Source organism: Serratia sp. SCBI (genome assembly GCF_000747565.1).
Classification (GTDB): domain Bacteria; phylum Pseudomonadota; class Gammaproteobacteria; order Enterobacterales; family Enterobacteriaceae; genus Serratia; species Serratia ureilytica.
Map to the genome: position 1 here is coordinate 240671 of NZ_CP003424.1, position 21596 is coordinate 262266.

Genomic DNA, 21596 nt, shown 5'->3' on the forward strand with positions numbered 1-21596 from the left:
CCGTTACAATCGCCCTTTCGGTCTTTTTAGGGTGAACCCATCGTGCTGCTTTTGGTTATAACCACCATTCTGTGGGCGTTTTCTTTCAGCCTGATCGGCGAGTATTTGGCGGGTCAGGTCGACAGCGGGTTTTCGGCGCTGGTGCGCATCGGGCTGGCGGCGCTGGTGTTCCTGCCGTTCCTGCGTTGGCGCAATATCAAGCCCAGGGTGATCCTGCTGTATATGCTGGTGGGCGCCTTCCAGCTGGGCATCATGTATCTGTTCAGCTTCCGCGCCTATCTCTACCTGACGGTACCCGAATTCCTGCTGTTCACCGTGTTGACGCCGCTGTACATCACGCTGATCTACGACTTACTGAGCGGCCGACGTTTACGCTGGGGCTATGTGTTCAGCGCGCTGCTGGCGGTGCTGGGCGCGGCGATCATTCGCTATCACCAACTGAGCGAACACTTCTGGTGGGGGCTGCTGTTGGTGCAGGCGGCGAACATCAGCTTCGCCATCGGCATGGTCGGCTATAAGCGCCTGATGGAAGTGCACCCCTTGCCGCAGCACACCGCCTTTTCCTGGTTCTACCTGGGGGCGGCGGCGGTGGCGGTGGTGGCCTGGTTCCTGTGGGGCAATCCGCAGCAGCTGCCAACCACCAATCTGCAGTGGGGCGTGCTGATCTGGCTGGGTGTGGTGGCGTCGGGGCTGGGCTATTTCATGTGGAACTACGGCGCGACGCAGGTCGATGCCGGCACACTCGGCATCATGAACAACATGCATGTGCCGGCCGGCTTGTTGGTCAACCTGGCCATTTGGCAGCAGCAGCCGCACTGGCCGAGCTTTATCCTCGGCGGGGCGGTGATCGTCGCTTCGCTGTGGGTGCACCGCCGCTGGGTGGCGCCGAAACAGCTCGGCTAAATGAGGGCCGACAGTTTACACGCCGGCCGCCAACGCTTTGGCGCCGGTCGCGCCGGGGCGTGCCGCGTCGCGCACGAACGGCAGATGATCGCAGGCGTGCTGGCGGGCCGAGCGGATAAAGGCTTCGGTCACCGCCTGGCGCTGTTCGCCGTCGCGCACGGCGGCGTACAGGCGGCTCCACAGGCCGTCACCCAGGGTTTTGGTCACCACCAGCCCCTGCCGTTCGAAACTTTCCACCACCCAGTGCGGCAGCGCCGCAATCCCCATCCGCGCCGAGACCATCTGGATCAGCAGCAGCGTGTTATCGACGTTCTTCAACGCCGGGTTGACGCCCGCCGGCTGCAGGAAATGCCGCCAGATATCCAGCCGCTGGCGCTGCACCGGGTAAATCAACAGCGTTTCATCGCTCAAGTCTTCCGGCTCGATGTGCGGCTTGCCGGCGAGCGGATGATCCGGCGCCAGCACTAGACGCACCTCAAAATCGAACATCGGCGAATAGTGCAGGCCGCTGCGCGGCAGGATATCCGACGTCATCACCAGATCCAGCTCGCCCTGTTGCAGGGCCGGCTGCGGATCGAAAGTGACGCCGGAGGTGAAGTCCATCACCACCTGCGGGAAACGCTGGCGGAAGTTGTCCAGCGCCGGCGTCAGCCACTGAATGCAGCTGTGGCATTCGATGGCGATGCGCAGCGTGGTTTGATGCGGCTCGTGGCAGGCCTGCAGCGCCTGCTGGATCTGCGGCAGCACCTGTTCTGCCAGCTGCAGCAGGATCTCGCCCTGGGCGGTGAAGCGCAGGGGCTGGCTCTTGCGCACGAACAGCTTGAAGCCCAGACGTTGCTCAAGATCGCTGAACTGGTGCGACAGGGCAGACTGCGTCTGATGAAGTTGGGCCGCCGCCCCCGCCAACGAACCGCTGTTGCGCAGAGCCTGCAGCGTCCGTAAATGTTTCAGTTCGATCATGAGAGTCCTTCACATTGACAGTGAATAAATTGCGCTTGTGGTTAATACAGTACCTGCTGATTATGGATGTGTAAACATCTGGACGGCTAAATGGGGAATATGACGATGGCAATCTTGAATCACACACTGGGTTTTCCTCGCGTTGGGCTACGACGTGAGCTGAAAAAAGCTCAGGAAAGCTACTGGGCCGGCAACTCAACGCAGGAAGAGCTGTTGGCGGTTGGCCGCGAGCTGCGCGCTCGTCATTGGCAGCAGCAACGGCAGGCCGGGGTGGATTTGGTGCCGGTCGGCGATTTCGCCTGGTACGATCATGTGTTGACCACCAGCCTGCTGCTGGGCAACGTGCCGGCGCGCCATCAGAATGCGGATGGCTCTATTGATCTGGACACGCTGTTCCGCATCGGCCGTGGCCGCGCACCGACCGGCGAGCCGGCGGCCGCGGCGGAAATGACCAAATGGTTTAACACCAACTATCACTACATGGTGCCCGAATTCCAGCAAGGCCAGCAGTTCAAGCTGGGCTGGACCCAACTGCTGGACGAAGTGGACGAAGCGCTGGCGCTGGGGCATCACATCAAGCCGGTGCTGCTTGGCCCGGTGACTTATCTGTGGTTGGGTAAAGTGAAGGGCGAGCCGTTCGACCGCCTGTCGCTGCTGAAAGAGATCCTGCCGGTTTACCAGCAGGTGCTGGCGGAACTGGCGAAGCGCGGCGTCGAGTGGGTGCAAATCGACGAACCTGCGCTGGTGCTGGAGCTGCCGCAAGCCTGGCTGGACGCCTTCAAACCGGCGTATGACGCGTTGCAGGGGCAGGTTAAGTTGCTGTTGACCACGTATTTCGACAGCGTCGGCCACAACCTCGACACCATTCGCACGCTGCCGGTGCAGGGGCTGCACGTCGATCTGGTCGCCGGCCATGACGATATCGCCGCGCTGAGCGCCGTATTGCCGCAAGACTGGCTGCTGTCGCTGGGCGTGATCAACGGCCGCAACGTTTGGCGCGCCGATCTGAGCCGCTGGTTCGAACGTCTGCAGCCGCTGGTGGGACAGCGCCCGCTATGGATCGGCACCTCCTGTTCACTGCTGCACAGCCCGATCGATCTGAGCGTGGAAAGCCGTCTGGACGAAGAAGTGAAAAGCTGGTTCGCCTTCGCCCTGCAAAAATGCGCCGAGCTGGCGCTGTTGAGCTCGGCGCTGAACGCGCCTGACGCGACGAAACAGGCCGAGCTGGACGCCTACAGCGCGCCGATCCGCGCCCGTCGCCAGTCGAACCGCGTGCATAACCCACAGGTTGAGCGCCGTCTGGCCGCGATCACCGCGCAGGACTGCGAACGCCGCAGCGCGTACGCCGAGCGCGCCAGGGCGCAGCGCGAGCGTTTCAAGCTGCCGGCCTGGCCGACGACGACCATCGGTTCGTTTCCACAGACCACCGAAATCCGCGGCCTGCGTCTGGACTTCAAACAGGGCCGTTTGGACGGCAGCAACTACCGCACCAGCATCGGTGAGCACATCAAACAGGCGATCGTCGAGCAGGAGCGCCTCGGGTTGGACGTACTGGTGCACGGTGAAGCCGAGCGCAACGACATGGTGGAATATTTCGGTGAGAACCTCGACGGCTTCGTGTTTACCCAGAATGGTTGGGTGCAGAGCTACGGTTCCCGCTGCGTGAAGCCGCCGGTGATCATCGGTGACGTCAGCCGCCCGGAAGCCATTACCGTCGAATGGGCCAAATTCGCCCAGTCGTTGACCGACAAGCCGGTGAAAGGCATGTTGACCGGGCCGGTGACCATCCTGTGCTGGTCGTTCCCGCGTGAAGACGTGACCCGCGAAGTGATCGCCAAGCAGATTGCGCTGGCGCTGCGCGACGAGGTGGAGGATTTGGAAAAAGCCGGCATCGGCATCATTCAGATCGACGAACCTGCGCTGCGCGAGGGGCTGCCGCTGCGACAATCCGACTGGGCCGCCTACCTGAACTGGGCGGTGGACGCCTTCAAATTGAACGCCGCCGTGGCGCAGGATGACACCCAGATCCACACCCACATGTGTTACTGCGAGTTCAACGACATCATGGACTCCATCGCCGCGCTGGACGCCGACGTGATCACCATCGAGACCTCGCGTTCCGATATGGATCTGCTGGAAGCCTTCAAAGAGTTCGAATACCCGAACGAAATCGGGCCGGGCGTCTACGATATCCACTCGCCGAACGTGCCGAGCGTGGAATGGATCGAAGCGCTGCTGCGTAAAGCAGCGCAGAACATCCCGGCGGAACGCCTGTGGGTCAACCCCGATTGCGGCTTGAAAACTCGCGGTTGGCCGGAAACCCGGCAGTCGCTGGCCAACATGGTATTGGCGGCGCAGCGCCTGCGCGAGCACGCGTGATGCCGTGCGGCGGGTAAACCGCCGCAGATAGATTTACTGGTGTGATGATTGGGCGCTTCGGCGCCCTTTTTTATGCGAGGAGGATTACTTGACGCCGTGCTGGGCGAACCACGCCAGCATGCGCTGCCAGCCGTCTTCCGCCGCTTCGGCGTTGTAGCTGGGGCGATAGTCGGCGTTGAATGCGTGCCCGACGCCAGGATACACCACGATTTCGGCATCGGCGTTGGCGGCGCGGATCGCCTGACGCATGTTTTCCACCGTATCCAGCGGAATGCCGCTGTCCTGCCCGCCATACAGCCCCAGCACCGGCGTTGACAAGTGTGTGGCGACATCGACCGGATGCTTCGGCGAATTCAGCGTTTTTTCACCCACCAGTTTGCCGTACCAGGCGACGGCCGCTTTTAACTGCGGGTTGTGCGCTGCGTACAGCCAGGTAATGCGGCCGCCCCAGCAAAAACCGGTGATCGCCAGCTTGCCGGCGTCGCCGCCGTGGCGGATAGCCCAGTGCGCGGCGTGATCCAGATCCGACAGCACCTGACGATCCGGCACCTTGGTCACCAGCTGCTGGAACAGCTCGCCGATATCGGTGTAGTCGTTGGCGTCGCCCTGGCGGAAATAGAGCTCGGGGGCAATCGCCAGATAGCCCTGTTTGGCCAGACGACGGCACAGATCCTGAATATGTTCATGGACGCCGAAGATTTCCTGCACCACCAGCACGATGGGGAAGGGGCCGTTGTGGTCGACGGGTTTGGCGACGTAGGCCGGCAGCGCGTCTCCCTGGGAAGGAATAGTCGTTTGCCCGGCGTGAATGCCCTGTTCATCGGTGATAATCGCGGAGGCGGCTACCGGCGCGGCGGCCGGGGCGAATCCTCCCTGAGCCTGTTCTAATGTCATCACATGTTCGGTTTTCATTGCGGTCTCCGTGCAATAGAAAAAAGCGCTGAGATTAACTATAGGAAAGATTACCCATTATTGGCGCTGTGTGGCGCACTTTCGGACAAGTCGATAAAAAACGGCTAATTATCTGGCTTTACGGCATTTTTAAGCGCTTTTTATCATGTTATTACGCGTTTTGGCCCGCGTAAGTGCCATAAGGTGCGTTAGAGGGCTTTTTTGTCCCTAAGCAACCGATAAGATGGGGGTATTTCGAATTGATGAGCTAAATAGTTTCAGCCGGCAATCAACGGGCAGGGAGCGGCAAGGTTTGTCGGCTAGACTGAGGTTTAGCGGTGCGTTCTGGATGCCTTATAGTGCTTTTTTTGTGATAAAAATCACAAAAAATATGTAGCATGTAATTTGTTTCTCTTTTCATAGTGACTATCGTCACGAAATTAAGCGGCGATTTTCAGTAGAGTGCTTTTTTTGTTCCTCCCAATAAACATGATCCATGAGGAGTCTCGTATGTCTCAGTCTGATGTTTTTCATCTCGGCCTCACCAAGAACGATTTACAAGGGGCCCAGCTTGCCATCGTGCCGGGCGATCCGCAGCGCGTAGAGAAGATTGCCAAGCTGATGGAAAATCCGGTGCATCTGGCCTCCCATCGTGAATTCACCACCTGGCGCGCAGAGCTGGATGGCAAGGCGGTGATCGTCTGCTCCACCGGCATCGGCGGCCCGTCTACCTCTATCGCGGTGGAAGAGCTGGCGCAGCTGGGCATCCGCACCTTCCTGCGCATCGGCACCACCGGCGCCATTCAGGCGAACATCAACGTCGGCGACGTGCTGGTGACTACGGCAGCGGTACGCCTCGACGGCGCCAGCCTGCACTTTGCGCCGATGGAGTTCCCGGCGGTCGCGGACTTCGCCTGCACCACCGCGCTGGTGGAAGCGGCCAAAGCCAGCGGCGCCACCACCCACATTGGCGTGACGGCTTCTTCCGATACCTTCTATCCGGGCCAGGAACGTTACGATACCTACTCTGGCCGCGTGGTCAGCCGTTTCAAAGGCTCGATGGAAGAATGGCAGGCGATGGGCGTGATGAACTATGAAATGGAATCCGCCACGCTGCTGACCATGTGCGCCAGCCAGGGCCTGCGCGCCGGCATGGTGGCTGGGGTGATCGTTAACCGCACCCAGCAAGAGATCCCGAACGCTGAGACCATGAAAAACACCGAAAGCAAAGCGGTGCAGATCGTGGTGGATGCCGCCCGCCGTCTGCTGTAATCACCTTCCCTCAACGGGCCGCCGACGCGGTCCGTTGAGATTGATGACAAACCTCATGCCATTGCCCGGTTTGCAGAAAGCAGCGGATAACAAACAGGGAAAATCAATTCATTGATTTTCGGCTGATGACCACAAAGGAGGAAAAACCGCGTTTTTTCCTCCTTTGTCAACGGACTGAACGGGCCGCCGACGCGGTCCGTTTTTCCATTCGCGGCTAATCTGTTACGGTGATACTCCTCAGCGCTGCGCCGATGGCTGCCGCGCGTTGTCAGAACAAAAACAACGAGGACGTTTATGACCGCCCAGATCCTGCTTCATCCTTCGCTTGCGCCGCTCGACGGCGGCATTAACTTCCGTGACTTCGGCGGCAACGGCGTGGCCGACGGGCGCCGCATCAAACGCGGCCTGCTGTTCCGCTCCGGTTCTCTCGAGCGGCTGACGGAAAACGACTGCACTTTCCTCGCTGGGGTGCCGGTGCGTTCGGTGCTGGACTACCGCGATGCCGACGAAGTGCAGGCCAAACCGGATATTCTGTGGAATGGCGCCGACTATCACCACGTGCCGGCCAACCCGCTGAGCAGCGAAGTCAACGCCAACCTGGAAAAGCTCACCAACGAAACGCTGGCCGCTTTCGACGCCCGGGCGTTCATGCTGGAGCTGTATCGCCGCCTGCCGTTCGGCAATGCGGCCTATCAGCGGTTGGCGCAGCTGTTGAGCAACCCCGGCGGCGGCGCAATCGTGCAACACTGCGCGGTCGGCAAGGATCGCACCGGGGTCGGTTCGGCGCTGGTGCTGTTCGCGCTGGGGGCCGACGAAGCGACGGTGCTGGAAGACTATCTGCTGACCGAAACCACGCTGGCCGCTTTCCGCGAGCAGATGCTGGATCAGCTGTCTATCAAGTTGAATGCGGCGGCGCTGGAGCAATTCGCCTACGTGCTCAGCGCGCGCGAGGAGTTCCTGATGACGGCGCTGGGCTGCATCCGCCAACAATACGGCTCCACCGACCGCTGGCTGGAAGCGGAATACGGCCTGGGCGCGGCCCAGCGCGAAGTGCTGCGGGCGTTCTACCTCGAGTAAATTGCCGCGTGTTTAGCCGGGGTTTAACTCGCCCCGGCTTATCCTAGGCGGCGAACCATCGCGTATCAGGAGCCCCGCATTGAGCCTCAATGACGTTATTAACTGGGTCAGCGACGTCGTGCGTCAGCACGAAGGCTGGGCCATTCCCATTATCTTCTTCCTGGCGTTCGGCGAGTCGCTGGCGTTTTTGTCGCTGCTGCTTCCGGCCACGGTGATCCTGCTGGCGCTGGGCGCGCTGATCGGCGAAAGCGGCATCGCCTTTTGGCCGATTTGGGCCGCCGCCGCCGCCGGGGCGTTTTTCGGCGACTGGCTCTCGTACTGGATCGGCTATCACTATCAGGATCGGGTGGCCCATATGTGGCCGCTGTCGCGCAATCCGCAGCTGCTGGCGCGCGGCCACGCCTTCTTTGAGCGCTGGGGCGTGCTGGGCATTTTCATTGGCCGCTTCTTCGGCCCGCTGCGCGCCGTGGTGCCGCTGGTGGGGGGCATTTGCGGCATGCCGCAGCGCTACTTCCAGTTGGCCAACGTCACGTCGGCGATGATCTGGGCGTTCGGCATTCTGGCGCCGGGGGCGTTCGGCATCAAGTGGCTCAGCCAGTGGCTGGGCTGATTTCTCGCTAAATTGCGCAGCGCCGCGCAATATTGTGCGCGGCGGGCAAAATCAGGCTGGACATCCATACAGCCTCCCCTTAACGTGACGGGCAATGGGCGTGCGAAACGCCGGAACGGCAAGGTGCAACAGGAGGCAGGGTGGATACCAGTCTGATTTATGGGATTGGCGGCGTCGCGATCGGCATGCTGTTGGGGTGGCTGATCGCCAGTCTGCGAGTGCAGCAGACGAACGCGCAACATGAAACCGAACTGCGGTTGCTGGAGCAAGCGTTGCAGCAGGCGCAGCAGGAGACGGCCGTGCGGCAGGAGGCCCTGCTGCGCCACGAACAGCAGTCGCGCCAGAACGAGCTGGAGCTGCGCAACCTGCACAGCCAGCTGGCGGCCGGGCATGAAAAACTGCAACAGCTCAACCATTGGCGCAACGAATGCGAGCTGCTCAACCAAGAGCTGCGCGCCCAGCGCGAGGTGAACAGCGCGCAGGAGGCCGAGCTGCGCGAAGTCACCATCCGTCTGGAAGAGACGCGCATGGCGGCGGAGGAGAAGCAGCGTCTGCTGATCAACAGCGAACAGCGCCTCACCACCCAGTTTGAAAACCTCGCCAACCGCATTTTTGAACACAGCGGCCGCAAGGTGGACGAGCAAAATAAGCAAAGTTTGGATCGGTTACTGCTGCCGCTGCGCGAACAACTGGACGGTTTCCGCCGACAGGTGCAGGACAGCTTTGGCCAGGAGGCGCGTGAGCGCCACACGCTGACGCACGAGATACGCAATCTGCAGCAGTTGAATGCGCAAATGGCGCGCGAGGCCATCAACCTCACCAAGGCGCTGAAAGGCGACAACAAGACCCAGGGCAACTGGGGTGAAGTGGTGCTGAGCCGGGTGCTGGAAGCCTCCGGCCTGCGCGAAGGGCACGAGTATGAAACGCAGGTCAACGTGCGGGTAGATCATCAGAGCCGCATGCAGCCCGATGTGATCGTGCGCCTGCCGCAGGGCAAGGATGTCGTGATCGACGCCAAGATGTCGCTGATCGCCTACGAGCGCTATTTCAACGGTGAAGACGAGGCGGAGCGCGAAGCGGCGCTGAGCGAACATATCGCTTCGCTGCGCGGCCACATTCGCATGCTGGGCCGCAAGGACTACCAGCAGCTGCCGGGGCTGCGTTCGCTGGACTATGTGCTGATGTTCATTCCGGTCGAGCCGGCCTTCCTGCTGGCTATCGATCGCGAGCCGGAGCTGATCAGCGAAGCGCTCAAGCACAACATCATGCTGGTCAGCCCGACCACGTTGCTGGTGGCGCTGCGTACCATCACCAACCTGTGGCGCTATGAGCATCAGAGCCAGAATGCCCAGCGCATCGCCGAGCGCGCGGCGAAACTGTATGACAAGATGCGGCTGTTCGTGGACGATATGTCTGCGCTGGGACAGAGCCTGGACAAGGCGCAGGGCAGTTATCGTCAGGCGATGAACAAACTGAGCGAAGGCCGTGGTAATCTTATCGGCCAAATTGAAGGTTTCCGCGCGCTGGGGGTTGAGGTCAAGCGGCCGATAAACCCGCTGCTGGCGCAGCAAGCCGGCGCGCAACACGATGAAGCGGAAGAGGCGAACGACGACGAGGTCGCCGCGCTGCCGCAGACGAACGACGATGATGATACCACCGGGGAACCGGGCTTCGTTTCGCACGGCTGAGGCCGTGGCGAGGTGGGGTATTCCTCGGGCTTCTGGTACACTCATCCACACAAAATTGACTGAATAGCAGGCAGGACAATGGCAGATCAATCGCAGGAAACCACCGATTTCGGTTTTCGCACCGTCGCTAGAGACGAAAAACAGGCCATGGTGGCGGACGTTTTTCATTCGGTAGCGGCAAAGTATGACGTGATGAACGACCTGATGTCGTTCGGCATCCACCGTATCTGGAAGCGTTTCACCATTGACTGCAGCGGCGTGCGCCGCGGGCAGCGCGTGCTGGATCTGGCCGGTGGTACCGGCGACCTGGCCGCCAAGTTCTCCCGCATGGTTGGCGAGCAGGGGCAGGTGGTGCTGGCGGACATTAACGATTCGATGCTGAAGATGGGGCGCGAGAAGCTGCGCGATCGCGGTATCGTCGGCAACATCAACTACGTGCAGGCCAACGCCGAGGCGCTGCCGTTCCCGGATAACTACTTCGATTGCATCACCATCTCCTTTGGCCTGCGTAACGTCACCGACAAAGACAAAGCGCTGCGTTCGATGTTCCGCGTGCTGAAGCCGGGCGGCCGCCTGTTGGTGCTGGAGTTCTCCAAACCGCTGCTGGCGCCGCTGAGCAAAGCTTACGACGCATACTCTTTCCACGTGCTGCCGAAGATCGGCGAGCTGGTAGTGAAAGATCCGGACAGCTATCGCTATCTGGCGGAATCGATCCGTATGCACCCCGATCAGGAAACCCTGAAGGGCATGATGGGCAACGCCGGTTTTGAAAACGTCACCTATTTCAACCTGACCGGTGGGATTGTCGCCCTGCATCGCGGCTTCAAGTTCTGAGAGGGAGATGCCGATGCTGTTTACCCCTCTGCTGACCGGTGCGCTGGAAACCTCGCTGAATAACCTGCTGTTTCGCGATCGCAGCATGAAAGCCGCTCGCCAACGCCTGGCGGGCAAGGTGCTGCGCATCGAACTGGAAGAGTTGGCTTCACCGCTGGTGCTGGTGTTCAGCGAACTGCGCGTGGATGTGCTGGGGCAGTCTGAAGACAGCGCCGATTGCACGGTGCGCAGCCGCATTCCCTCCTTACTGAGGCTGCGCGATCGCCAGCAGTTGCCGGTGCTGATGCGCAGCGGCGAATTGATGGTGGAAGGGGATATTCAGGTGGTGCAACAGCTGGTTGGCCTGCTCGATCTGGCGGAGTGGGATCCGGCGGAATGGCTGGCGCCCTATATCGGCGATATCGCCGCTCAAGGCATTACGCAGGCGCTGGGCAAAGGTGCTTCGTTACTCAAGGCCGGATTGATGCGTCGGCAGCAAGACATGGCTGAGGCGCTGACGGAAGAGTGGCGTCTGGCGCCGGGGCCGCTGGAAGTGGTGTGGTTCAATGAAGAAGTGGATGCGCTCGCCCGCAGCGCGGAAGCGCTGATTGCCCGCATGGATAAGTTGGAGGGCAAGCGATGACCCCAGGCGAACTGCGTCGTTTGTATTTTATCGTCCGCGTTTTTCTCAGCTATGGGCTGGACGAGCTGATCCCGACAATGCGTTTGACGCTGCCGCTGCGCTTCGGCCGCCGGCTGCTGTTCTGGATGCCTAATCGGCACAAGGACAAACCGCTGGGCGAACGTCTGCGGCTGGCGCTGCAGGAATTGGGGCCGGTCTGGATCAAGTTCGGCCAGATGATGTCGACCCGCCGCGATCTGTTCCCGCCGCACATTGCCGATCAGCTGACGCTGCTGCAGGATCGGGTGGCGCCTTTCGACGGTGCGCTGGCGCGCAAGCATATCGAGCTGGCGATGGGCGGCCCGCTGGAAACCTGGTTCGACGACTTCGAGCAGCAGCCGCTGGCGTCCGCCTCGATCGCGCAGGTGCATACCGCGCGGCTGAAAACCACCGGCCAGGAAGTGGTGCTGAAGGTGATCCGGCCGGATATCGGGCCGATTATCAAAGCCGACGTGCGCTTGATGTACCGGCTGGCAGGCTGGGTGCCGAAGCTGTTGCCGGACGGCCGCCGCCTGCGTCCGCGCGAAGTGGTACGCGAGTACGAAAAAACCCTGCTGGACGAATTGAACCTGCTGCGCGAAGCGGCCAACGCCATTCAGCTGCGTCGCAATTTCGACGGCAGCCCGATGCTGTACGTGCCGGAAGTTTACTCCGACTACTGCCGCGAAAGCGTGTTGGTGATGGAGCGTATCTACGGCATTCCGGTCTCGGACATCGCCACGCTGGAGCAGCAGGGCACCAACATGAAACTGTTGGCGGAACGCGGCGTTCAGGTGTTCTTTACCCAGGTATTCCGCGACAGCTTCTTCCATGCGGACATGCATCCCGGTAATATTTTCGTCAGCTACGAACATCCGGAAGATCCTTGCTACATCGGCATCGACTGCGGCATCGTCGGTTCGTTGAACAAGGATGACAAACGCTATCTGGCGGAAAACTTCATCGCCTTCTTCAACCGCGATTACCGTAAGGTGGCGGAACTGCACGTCGACTCCGGCTGGGTGCCGCGCGACACCAACGTGGAAGACTTCGAATTCGCCATCCGTACCGTGTGCGAACCGATTTTCGAGAAGCCGCTGGCGGAGATCTCCTTCGGCAACGTGCTGCTGAACCTGTTCAACACCGCGCGCCGCTTCAATATGGAAGTGCAGCCGCAGCTGGTGTTATTGCAGAAGACCTTGCTGTATGTTGAAGGGCTGGGGCGTCAGCTTTACCCGCAGTTGGATCTGTGGACCACCGCCAAGCCGTTCCTCGAGAGTTGGCTGCGCGATCAGGTCGGCATTCCCGCCGTGGTGCGCGCGCTGAAAGAGAAGGCGCCGTTCTGGGCGGAGAAACTGCCCGAGCTGCCCGAGCTGTTTTACGACAGCCTGCAGCAGCATAAACTGTTGCAACAAAGCGTTGATAAGCTGACCAACCAGATGCAGGCTCAGCGGGTTCGTCAGGGGCAGTCACGTTATTTGTTCGGCGTTGGCGCTACACTGTTGGTAAGCGGCACGCTGTTGCTGCTGGGGCAAATCGAGGTGTTCCCCGCCTGGATGATGGCCGCCGGCATCGTATGCTGGGTGATTGGCTGGAAGCGAACCACCTGATTTAATTCGTTACTCTGGTGAAGTCGGCTCTATAATGCGGGCTGGCTTTAAAAGACCCCTTAAAATTAGAGGTAATTAAAATGGGCGGTATTAGTATTACGCAATTGTTGATCATCGCAGTGATCGTGGTGCTGCTGTTCGGCACCAAAAAAACTGCGCACGCTGGGTTCCGATCTCGGCGCCTCGATCAAGGGCTTCAAAAAAGCGATCGGTGACGATACGCCGTCGACCCCCAACACGGCTGAAAAAAGCAGCCTGGATGACGCTGATTTCTCGGCCAAGCCTATTACCGATAAGCAGCCGGAAGTGAAACCGGAAGAGTCGAAGAACAAAGAGCAGGTATAAACCGTGTTTGACATTGGGTTTAGTGAGCTGCTGCTGGTGCTGGTGATCGGCCTGGTTGTTCTGGGGCCGGAACGCTTGCCGGTTGCGGTCAGAACGGTATCGGGCTGGATCCGCGCGCTGCGCTCGCTGGCGGCCTCGGTGCAGCACGAACTGTCTCAGGAGCTGAAGCTGCAGGAGCTGCAGGACAGCCTGAAGAAAGCCGAACAGGCCGGCCTGCAGAACCTGACGCCGGAGTTGAAGGCGTCGATGGATGAGCTGAAAGACGCGGCGGAATCCTTGAAACGCACCTACCGGGGCGAGAAAGAAGAGCTGGCGAACACCATCCATAACCCGCAGGCCATCGATCCGGAAGCCTTGCACGACGGCGTGACGCCGGCGGAAGCGGCAACCAGCGCCAGCGCGCCCGCCGCCGTGCCAAAACCGGCAGTGGAACCTGAAGCCGTCGTGGCTGCGCCAGTGGCGGCGCAACCCGCTAAAGCGCCGGTGGAAACCGCGCCTGCTCCTGTCGAACCTGTTGCGGATAAAACCCCAGCGTCTCACCAACCTAGTGGCGATCGTTAATACATGGCTGTTGAAGATACCCAACCCCTTATCAGTCATCTGATAGAGCTGCGCAAGCGGTTGTTGAACTCGATTATTTGCGTACTGGCGGTGTTCGTGGTGCTGGTGTTTTTCGCCAACGACATCTACCAGCTGGTTTCTGCGCCGCTGCTCAAGCAGTTGCCGGCCGGCGCGAGCATGATCGCCACCGACGTGGCGTCACCGTTTTTCACCCCGATCAAGCTGACCATGATCGTTTCGGTGTTCGTCTCCGCGCCGATGATCCTGTATCAGGTATGGGCGTTTATCGCGCCTGCGCTGTACAAGCATGAACGCCGCCTGATGATGCCGTTGCTGGTGTCCAGCAGCCTGTTGTTTTACCTCGGCATGGCCTTCGCCTACTTCATCGTGTTCCCGCTGGCCTTCGGCTTCTTCGCCAAGACCGCGCCGATGGGGGTGACCATTGCGACCGACATTAAAAACTACCTCGATTTCGTCATGGCGCTGTTTATGGCGTTTGGCGTCGCCTTCGAAGTGCCGGTCGCCATCATTCTGCTGTGCTGGAGCGGCGTCACTTCGCCGGAAGACCTGAAGAAGAAACGGCCGTATGTGTTGGTCGGCGCGTTTGTGGTCGGCATGTTGTTGACGCCGCCGGACGTGTTCTCGCAAACCCTGCTGGCGATACCGATGTATCTGCTGTTTGAAGTGGGGGTATTCTTCGCTCGCTTCTATACCGGCAAACGCCGTCCGCAGGCGGAAGACGACGACGAGGGTGACGAACCCCCAGCGCCCTGATCCACATTGATTGCGAAGCCGCCCATAGGGCGGCTTTTGCTTTGGAAAAAACCATGTTTGATATCGGCGTTAACCTCACCAGCAGCCAATTCGCCAAAGACCGCGAGACCGTGGTGGAGCGCGCCCGCGCGGCGGGCGTTACCGGGATGCTGATTACCGGCACCGATCTGCCTGAGAGCCGCGAGGCCGCCAAACTGGCGCAGCAGCATGCGGGCTATTGCTGGTCCACCGCCGGTGTGCATCCGCATAACGCCGGCAGCTGGGATGAACGCAGCGCTGAGCAGATTTATGCCTTGGCCGCCGGCCCAGAAGTGGTGGCGATCGGTGAATGCGGTCTGGATTTCAACCGCAACTTCTCGACGCCGGAGCAGCAGGAAGCGGCGTTCAGCGCGCAACTGGCGCTGGCGGCGGAGTTGGCGCTGCCGGTGTTTCTTCACTGTCGCGACGCACACGCACGTTTTGCCGAGCTACTGACGCCGTGGTTGGATAAACTGCCCGCGGCCGTGGTGCACTGCTTCACCGGCACCGCCGAAGAATTAGCAAGCTGCCTGTCGCTGGGCCTGTCGATCGGGATTACCGGTTGGGTATGCGACGAGCGGCGCGGTCTGGAATTGCGCGCCCTGCTGCCGCAGATCCCGGCTGAGCGTCTGCTGCTGGAAACTGACGCCCCTTATCTGTTGCCCCGGGATTTACAGCCTAAACCCGCATCTCGCCGCAACGAACCCTGTTTCCTGCCCCACATCGTGCATCAGGTCGCCGTCTGGCGGCAGGAAGAGCCGCAATGGCTGGGGCAAAAAACCGATGAGAACGCCCGCCGGCTATTCCGGCTGGTTTGAGCTAGGAGAAAACTATGAGCTATGCATTCCCGGGCACCTTTCCTGGTCGCCGTATGCGCCGCGTGCGCCGTCATGACTTCAGCCGCCGTCTGGTCGCCGAAAACCAACTGACGGTCAATGACCTGATTTATCCGGTGTTCGTCATGGAAGGCAGCAACCGTCAGGAAGAAGTGGCCTCGATGCCGGGCGTATCGCGCATGACGATCGATCTGCTGGTCAAGGAAGCGGAAACCATCGCCAAACTCGGCGTGCCGGTGATCTCCCTGTTCCCGGTGATTGAACCGGGCTTGAAGTCGCTGCATGCGGAAGAAGCCTACAACCCGGAAGGGCTGGTGCAGCGCACGGTGCGCGCGCTGAAAGACGCGGTGCCTGAGTTGGGCATTCTGACCGACGTAGCGCTCGATCCCTACACCACCCACGGTCAGGACGGGGTGATCGATGAGCAGGGCTACGTGATTAACGACGTGACCAAAGACATTCTGGTGCGTCAGGCGCTGTCTCATGCCGAAGCGGGCGCGGAAATCGTGGCGCCGAGCGACATGATGGACGGCCGTATCGGGGCGATCCGCGATCGTCTGGAACTGCAGGGCCTGGTGAACACCCAGATCATGGCCTACTCCGCCAAGTACGCTTCCTGCTATTACGGTCCGTTCCGCGATGCGCTGGGTTCCAGCGGCAACCTGAAAGGCGGCAACAAAAAGACCTATCAGATGGATCCGGCCAACAGCGATGAAGCGCTGCAAGAGATTGCGCAGGATCTGCAGGAAGGCGCGGACATGGTGATGGTGAAACCGGGCATGCCTTACCTGGATGTGGTGCGCCGGGTGAAGGATACCTTCGGTGTGCCGACTTTCGCTTATCAGGTGTCCGGTGAGTACGCCATGCACATGGCGGCGATTCAGAACGGCTGGCTGCAGGAGCAGCCTGCGGTGATGGAGTCGTTGATGTGCTTTAAACGCGCCGGCGCCGACGGCGTGCTGACCTACTTCGCCAAGCGTGTCGCCCAATGGCTGCATGAAGAAGCGCTGCGCCGCTAAGCGCGATACCGTAAAAAAGGCGCCTGAGGGCGCCTTTTTGCATTACATTTTCTGGAATTGCCGATTGTCGATGCTTTGACTGACCTGTTTGTTGATCAGGTTGAGCAACAGCATCGAGCGGGCCTCGCCGTCCGGCTCGGTGTAGATCGCCTGCAGCCCTTCGAATACGCCATCGACGATCAGAACGGTATCGCCCGGCTGCGGGGTTTCCGGATCGACGTAGGTCTCGCTGGTGTGCGTGCGCAGTTCATCGATCACCTTGCTCGGGATGACGCTCGGCAGCGCGCCGAAACGCACGAAGTGGCTGACGCCGCGGGTGGCGCTGATGGTGGTGGTGTGAATGCGCTCCGGGTCGAATTCCACAAACAGATAATTGGGAAACAGGGGTTCGCTGACCGCGATGCGCTTACCACGCACGATTTTTTCCAGCGTGATGATCGGGCTGAGGCAGTTTACCTGCTGCCGCTCCAGATGTTCCTGCGCTCGCAACAGCTGACCGCGTTTGCAATAAAGTAGATACCAGGATTCCATAATTTCACATGCCTTTCTGCCAGCCGGTAAGCATATCAAAAGCTATTCCGGATACATAGTGATGCAAGTTTCAGCATGTAACATCGCCTATCTTTCTGAATCTACGGCTATTAGCGAGGGGTCACACACTTATCGATACGGCGCTGGTATAACAGAGGGCTAAAAATTTGTTACCGTCACAGTATGGCAAGGCGTTGCGCCGCCGGCTGTGACGCTATTCATCGTTTTTGACCGAGGGGAGAAAAATGGAGCTGTTTCTGTTGAGCAACGGCAAGCTGTCTGGCGAAGCCGAGCTGCTGGGGTACGCCAAAAGCCAACTGCTGGCGATGATTGCGCGCCGCGGCATCAAATCCGCCGTCTTTATCCCTTACGCGCTGATCCGTTACGACTACGATCGGCGCGCGCAGGAGCTGGCGCAAACATTGGGCATTGAAGTCACCAGCATTCACCACGCCGCTTCACCGGCGGCGGCGATCGCGCAGGCCGAATGCATTTTGGTCAGCGGCGGCAACACCTGGTTGCTGAACCAGATGCTGCACGAACAAAGCCTGATCGTGCCTATCCAGCGCGCGGTGCGCGAGCGTGAAGTGCCTTACGTCGGCTGGAGCGCAGGTTGCAACGTGGCGACGCCGAGTATTCGCACCACCAATGACATGCCGGTGCGCTGCAGCGTGGTGTTGCCGGCGCTGGGGTTGTTCCCGGTGCAGATTAACCCGCATTACATCGATGCGCACATCAGCGGCCACATGGGCGAAACCCGTGACGAACGTCTCGCGGAGTTCTGTGCGATCAACCCGAGCGAATCGGTAGTGGCGTTGCGTGAAGGCAGTCTGTTGCACGTTGAAGGCAATGCGCTGCGTTATTTCAGCGCCAACGGGCAGGGCTTTAAGGTGTTCCGCCACGGCGAAGAGACGCGCGAATATCAGGATACGCGCGCACTGGCTGCGCTGGTGCCGTTCAACTGCGGCTGAGAGCCACCCGACAGCGGGCGGCGTTAACAAAATTGCAGCAACAACCTTGAAGAGGGCTTATAATGCCCTCCCCACTGGCCGCTATAATGATCAGCATGAAATACCGTGACTTACGCGATTTCCTCTCGTTGCTGGAGAAGAGAGGGGAACTAAAACGCATCAGCCAGCCGATCGATCCTTACCTGGAAATGACGGAAATTGCCGATCGCACCCTGCGGGCGGGCGGCCCGGCACTGCTGTTTGAAAACCCGAAAGGGTACGACATGCCGGTGCTGTGCAACCTGTTCGGCACCGCCAATCGCGTGGCGATGGGCATGGGGCAGGAAGACATCAGCGCGCTGCGCGAAGTCGGCAAACTGCTGGCTTTCCTCAAAGAGCCGGAGCCGCCGAAAGGTTTCCGCGATCTGTTCGACAAAATACCGAAGTTCAAGCAGGTGCTGAACATGCCGACCAAGGTGCTGGGATCCGCGCCTTGTCAGGAGCAGGTATGGCAGGGCGATGATGTCGATCTGGGCCGCATTCCGGTGATGCACTGCTGGCCGGAAGACGCCGCGCCGCTGATCACCTGGGGGCTGACGGTGACCCGCGGCCCGCATAAGGAACGGCAAAACCTCGGTATCTATCGTCAGCAGGTGCTGGGCAAGAATAAAGTGATTATGCGCTGGCTGTCGCACCGCGGCGGCGCGCTGGATTACCAGGAGTGGTGCCAGGCGCACCCCGGCGAGCGTTTCCCGGTTGCGGTGGCGCTGGGCGCCGATCCCGCCACTATCCTCGGCGCGGTGACGCCGGTGCCGGATACCCTGTCTGAATATGCCTTTGCCGGGCTGCTGCGCGGCAATAAAACCGAAGTGGTCAAGTGCCTTTCCAACGATCTGGAAGTGCCCGCCAGTGCCGAAATCGTGCTGGAAGGCTATATCGAGCCGGGTGAAATGGCGCCGGAAGGCCCCTACGGTGACCACACCGGTTACTACAATGAAATCGACCAGTTCCCGGTATTCACCGTCACGCACATCACCCAGCGTCGCAACGCGATTTACCACTCGACCTACACCGGTCGGCCGCCGGATGAGCCGGCGATCCTGGGCGTGGCGCTGAATGAAGTGTTCGTGCCGATCCTGCAAAAACAGTTCCCGGAAATCGTTGATTTTTATCTGCCGCCGGAAGGGTGCTCGTATCGCCTGGCGGTGGTGACCATGAAAAAACAGTACGCCGGCCACGCGAAACGCGTGATGATGGGCGTCTGGTCGTTCCTGCGGCAGTTTATGTACACCAAATTTGTTATCGTCTGTGACGATGACGTCAATGCGCGCGACTGGAATGACGTGATTTGGGCGATCACCACACGAATGGATCCGGCAAGGGATACGGTTCTGGTGGAGAATACGCCGATCGACTATCTGGACTTCGCCTCGCCGGTTTCCGGACTGGGTTCGAAGATGGGGCTGGACGCCACCAACAAATGGCCGGGTGAAACCGATCGCGAATGGGGCCGTCCGATTCAGATGGATGAAAAGGTACGTGCGCGCGTCGACGAAATCTGGGATGAGCTCGCAATTTTCAGTGACAGGGAACCGACGTTATAGCGTCAGGCCCTGTTCTCAGCTTTGCATTGATGACCCGACAGAGGGAACGCATGACAATATTGAGCTGTAAAGTGACCTCGGTAGAGGCCATTACCGATACGGTTTATCGGGTACGTCTGGTGCCCGAGCAGCCGTTTTCTTTCAAGGCAGGGCAATATCTGATGGTGGTGATGGACGAGCGCGACAAACGTCCGTTCTCGCTGGCATCAACCCCGACGCAGCAAGATTACATCGAGCTGCATATCGGTGCTTCGGAGCTGAATCTGTACGCCATGGCGGTGATGGATCGCATTCTGAAAGAGCAGGCGATCACCGTCGATATGCCGCACGGCGACGCCTGGCTGCGGGAAGAGGGCAGCCGCCCGCTGGTGCTGATCGCCGGCGGCACCGGCTTCTCCTATGCGCGCTCAATCCTGTTGACCGCGTTGGAGCAGCAGCCCGATCGCGACATTTCCATCTACTGGGGCGGGCGTGAGCTGAAGCACCTGTACGATCTGAGCGAGCTGGAAGCGCTGTCGGTGCAACACCCGAACCTGAAGGTGATCCCGGTGGTCGAGCAGCCGGAGGCGGAATGGCGTGGCCGCAGCGGCACCGTGCTCAGCGCGGTGTTGCAGGATTTCGGCACGTTGGCGGAGCATGACATCTACATCGCCGGGCGTTTCGAGATGGCGAAAATCGCCCGTGAGCGTTTCTGCGCCGAGCGCGGCGCGCAGGAAGCGCATATGTTTGGCGACGCGTTTTCGTTTATCTGACAGAGGCGATGCGCAGTGAACGGGGTGGCCGAGGGTCGCCCCGTTTTTATTTGGGCGTCGGCAAATTTCAGGCATAAAAAACCCGCCCCTGACAGGCGGGAAGAACGGCAACTAAACTTGGCGGGATGCCGCGATTTGAAGTGGTGACGCGGTCATCCCAAGATAGACACAGCTAAACGCGTTCAAACACGGTGGCGATACCCTGGCCCAAGCCGATGCACATGGTTGCCAGGCCGAACTGCGCGTCGCGACGTTCCATGTTGTTCAACAAGGTGGTCGAGATGCGGGAGCCGGAACAGCCCAGCGGGTGGCCGAGCGCGATGGCGCCGCCGTTCAGGTTAATCTTGTCGTCGATGCTGTCCATCAGCCCCAGATCCTTGATGCACGGCAGCGACTGGGCGGCGAACGCTTCGTTCAGCTCGAACAGATCGATGTCCTGCACGCTCAGACCGGCGCGTTTCAGCGCCAGCTTGCTGGCCGGCACCGGGCCGTAGCCCATGATGGAAGGATCGCAGCCGACGACCGCCATCGAGCGGATGCGGGCGCGGGCTTTCAAACCGAGCGCTTTGGCGCGTGATTCGCTCATCAGCAGCATGGCGGAAGCGCCGTCCGACAGGGCGGAAGAACTGCCGGCGGTGACGGTGCCGTTGACCGGATCGAACGCTGGACGCAGGGCCGACAGGCTTTCGACGGTGGTTTCCGGGCGGATGACTTCATCAAAATCGTAACGGGTCAGCACGCCGTCGGCGTCGTGGCCGTTGGTCGGAATGATCTCGTTTTTGAAGTAACCCGCCAGCGTCGCCGCATGTGCGCGTTGGTGGGAGCGTGCGGCGAACTCATCCTGCATCTGGCGGCTGATGTTGTGCATCTTGGCCAGCATTTCAGCGGTCAGCCCCATCATCCCGGCGGCCTTGGCCACGCTGCGGCTCAGGCCCGGATGGAAATCCACGCCGTGGTTCATCGGCACATGGCCCATGTGTTCCACGCCGCCGATCAGGCTGATGTGCGCGTCGCCAACCATGATGGCGCGCGCCGCGTCGTGCAGCGCCTGCATCGAAGAGCCGCACAGGCGGTTGACGGTCACCGCCGGCACACGGTGCGGGATCTCGGCCAGCAGCGCGGCGTTGCGGGCGATGTTGAAGCCTTGTTCCAGCGTCTGCTGCACGCAGCCCCAGTAAATGTCATCGATCTCGTCGGCGTTCAGCGCCGGATTGCGGCTCAGCACTTCACGCATCAGATGAGCGGAGAGATCTTCGGCGCGCACCTGGCGGAAGGCGCCGCCCTTGGAGCGGCCCATCGGCGTGCGTACGGCATCAACAATAACTACGTTTTCCATCTTTAT

20 protein-coding genes and 1 pseudogene are annotated in these 21596 nt (G+C 60.4%); 17 read left to right on the forward strand and 4 right to left on the reverse strand.

The annotated features are described in order from the left end of the window. Nucleotides 1-42 precede the first annotated feature (42 nt). The gene (locus SERRSCBI_RS01080; protein WP_042783467.1) at nt 43-903 is read left to right on the forward strand and encodes a carboxylate/amino acid/amine transporter; all 861 of its coding nucleotides are present in this window, start codon (nt 43-45) and stop codon (nt 901-903) included. Nucleotides 904-918: 15 nt separating this feature from the next. Here SERRSCBI_RS01080 and metR read toward each other — a convergent pair whose 3' ends face one another. Beyond that, a complete protein-coding gene (gene metR, locus SERRSCBI_RS01085) occupies nt 919-1863 on the reverse strand; it encodes an HTH-type transcriptional regulator MetR (protein WP_016929455.1) in 945 nt (314 codons plus the stop codon). Between the two features lie 90 nt (nt 1864-1953). Here metR and metE point away from each other — a divergent pair, with 90 nt between their 5' ends. After that, nucleotides 1954-4242 carry a 5-methyltetrahydropteroyltriglutamate--homocysteine S-methyltransferase gene (gene metE, locus SERRSCBI_RS01090; RefSeq protein ID WP_084587943.1) on the forward strand — a complete coding sequence of 763 codons (2289 nt, stop codon included), beginning with the start codon at nt 1954-1956 and terminating at the stop codon, nt 4240-4242. Between the two features lie 84 nt (nt 4243-4326). Here the strand turns inward: metE and SERRSCBI_RS01095 are convergent, their stop codons facing one another. Continuing rightward, on the reverse strand, nt 4327-5154 hold the full coding sequence (locus tag SERRSCBI_RS01095) for a dienelactone hydrolase family protein (protein ID WP_042783468.1): 828 nt from the start codon (nt 5152-5154) through the stop codon (nt 4327-4329). Nucleotides 5155-5643: 489 nt separating this feature from the next. On the opposite strand from SERRSCBI_RS01095, the gene udp reads away from it, so the two are divergent. The 12 genes and pseudogenes from udp (at nt 5644) to hemB (ending at nt 16417) form a co-directional block, all read left to right on the forward strand. Further along, nucleotides 5644-6405, forward strand: coding sequence for a uridine phosphorylase (udp, locus tag SERRSCBI_RS01100; RefSeq protein WP_004934432.1), 762 nt, complete (start codon nt 5644-5646; stop codon nt 6403-6405). Between the two features lie 294 nt (nt 6406-6699). Further along, nucleotides 6700-7482: a tyrosine-protein phosphatase gene (locus SERRSCBI_RS01105; protein ID WP_033644975.1), complete on the forward strand. Its 783-nt coding sequence runs from the start codon at nt 6700-6702 to the stop codon at nt 7480-7482. A gap of 79 nt (nt 7483-7561) precedes the next feature. Further along, nucleotides 7562-8092, forward strand: a complete 531-nt coding sequence (locus SERRSCBI_RS01110) for a DedA family protein (RefSeq protein ID WP_004934438.1) — start codon at nt 7562-7564, stop codon at nt 8090-8092. A 140-nt stretch (nt 8093-8232) separates the two neighbouring features. Beyond that, nucleotides 8233-9780, forward strand: coding sequence for a DNA recombination protein RmuC (gene rmuC, locus SERRSCBI_RS01115; RefSeq protein ID WP_033644974.1), 1548 nt, complete (start codon nt 8233-8235; stop codon nt 9778-9780). A gap of 78 nt (nt 9781-9858) precedes the next feature. Next, the gene (gene ubiE / locus SERRSCBI_RS01120) at nt 9859-10614 is read left to right on the forward strand and encodes a bifunctional demethylmenaquinone methyltransferase/2-methoxy-6-polyprenyl-1,4-benzoquinol methylase UbiE (protein WP_004934443.1); all 756 of its coding nucleotides are present in this window, start codon (nt 9859-9861) and stop codon (nt 10612-10614) included. A gap of 13 nt (nt 10615-10627) precedes the next feature. Further along, nucleotides 10628-11236: an SCP2 domain-containing protein gene (locus SERRSCBI_RS01125; protein WP_042783469.1), complete on the forward strand. Its 609-nt coding sequence runs from the start codon at nt 10628-10630 to the stop codon at nt 11234-11236. Next, the gene (gene ubiB, locus SERRSCBI_RS01130) at nt 11233-12864 is read left to right on the forward strand and encodes a ubiquinone biosynthesis regulatory protein kinase UbiB (RefSeq protein WP_033644971.1); all 1632 of its coding nucleotides are present in this window, start codon (nt 11233-11235) and stop codon (nt 12862-12864) included. The genes SERRSCBI_RS01125 and ubiB overlap by 4 nt, the downstream gene beginning before the upstream one ends. An 80-nt stretch (nt 12865-12944) precedes the next feature. Further along, nucleotides 12945-13209: pseudogene (gene tatA / locus SERRSCBI_RS01135) on the forward strand (Sec-independent protein translocase subunit TatA). Between the two features lie 3 nt (nt 13210-13212). Continuing rightward, the gene (gene tatB / locus SERRSCBI_RS01140; protein WP_033644970.1) at nt 13213-13770 is read left to right on the forward strand and encodes a Sec-independent protein translocase protein TatB; all 558 of its coding nucleotides are present in this window, start codon (nt 13213-13215) and stop codon (nt 13768-13770) included. A gap of 3 nt (nt 13771-13773) precedes the next feature. Then, nucleotides 13774-14544, forward strand: coding sequence for a Sec-independent protein translocase subunit TatC (gene tatC / locus SERRSCBI_RS01145; protein ID WP_033644968.1), 771 nt, complete (start codon nt 13774-13776; stop codon nt 14542-14544). A 53-nt stretch (nt 14545-14597) separates the two neighbouring features. Beyond that, the gene (tatD, locus tag SERRSCBI_RS01150; protein ID WP_042785623.1) at nt 14598-15380 is read left to right on the forward strand and encodes a 3'-5' ssDNA/RNA exonuclease TatD; all 783 of its coding nucleotides are present in this window, start codon (nt 14598-14600) and stop codon (nt 15378-15380) included. Nucleotides 15381-15394: 14 nt separating this feature from the next. Further along, the gene (gene hemB / locus SERRSCBI_RS01155) at nt 15395-16417 is read left to right on the forward strand and encodes a porphobilinogen synthase (protein WP_042783470.1); all 1023 of its coding nucleotides are present in this window, start codon (nt 15395-15397) and stop codon (nt 16415-16417) included. 42 nt (nt 16418-16459) lie between these two features. Here hemB and rfaH read toward each other — a convergent pair whose 3' ends face one another. Continuing rightward, a complete protein-coding gene (rfaH, locus tag SERRSCBI_RS01160; protein ID WP_033644965.1) occupies nt 16460-16948 on the reverse strand; it encodes a transcription/translation regulatory transformer protein RfaH in 489 nt (162 codons plus the stop codon). A gap of 245 nt (nt 16949-17193) precedes the next feature. Here rfaH and pepE point away from each other — a divergent pair, with 245 nt between their 5' ends. The 3 genes from pepE (at nt 17194) to fre (ending at nt 20254) form a co-directional block, all read left to right on the forward strand. Further along, a complete protein-coding gene (pepE, locus tag SERRSCBI_RS01165) occupies nt 17194-17919 on the forward strand; it encodes a dipeptidase PepE (RefSeq protein ID WP_033644964.1) in 726 nt (241 codons plus the stop codon). Nucleotides 17920-17981: 62 nt separating this feature from the next. Further along, a complete protein-coding gene (gene ubiD, locus SERRSCBI_RS01170; RefSeq protein ID WP_033644963.1) occupies nt 17982-19502 on the forward strand; it encodes a 4-hydroxy-3-polyprenylbenzoate decarboxylase in 1521 nt (506 codons plus the stop codon). A gap of 50 nt (nt 19503-19552) precedes the next feature. Continuing rightward, nucleotides 19553-20254 carry an NAD(P)H-flavin reductase gene (gene fre / locus SERRSCBI_RS01175; protein WP_033644962.1) on the forward strand — a complete coding sequence of 234 codons (702 nt, stop codon included), beginning with the start codon at nt 19553-19555 and terminating at the stop codon, nt 20252-20254. 172 nt (nt 20255-20426) lie between these two features. On the opposite strand, the gene fadA is transcribed toward fre, so the two are convergent. Then, entirely contained in the window at nt 20427-21590 is a 1164-nt protein-coding gene (fadA, locus tag SERRSCBI_RS01180; protein ID WP_033644961.1) for an acetyl-CoA C-acyltransferase FadA, read from the reverse strand. Between the last annotated feature and the right edge of the window lie 6 nt (nt 21591-21596).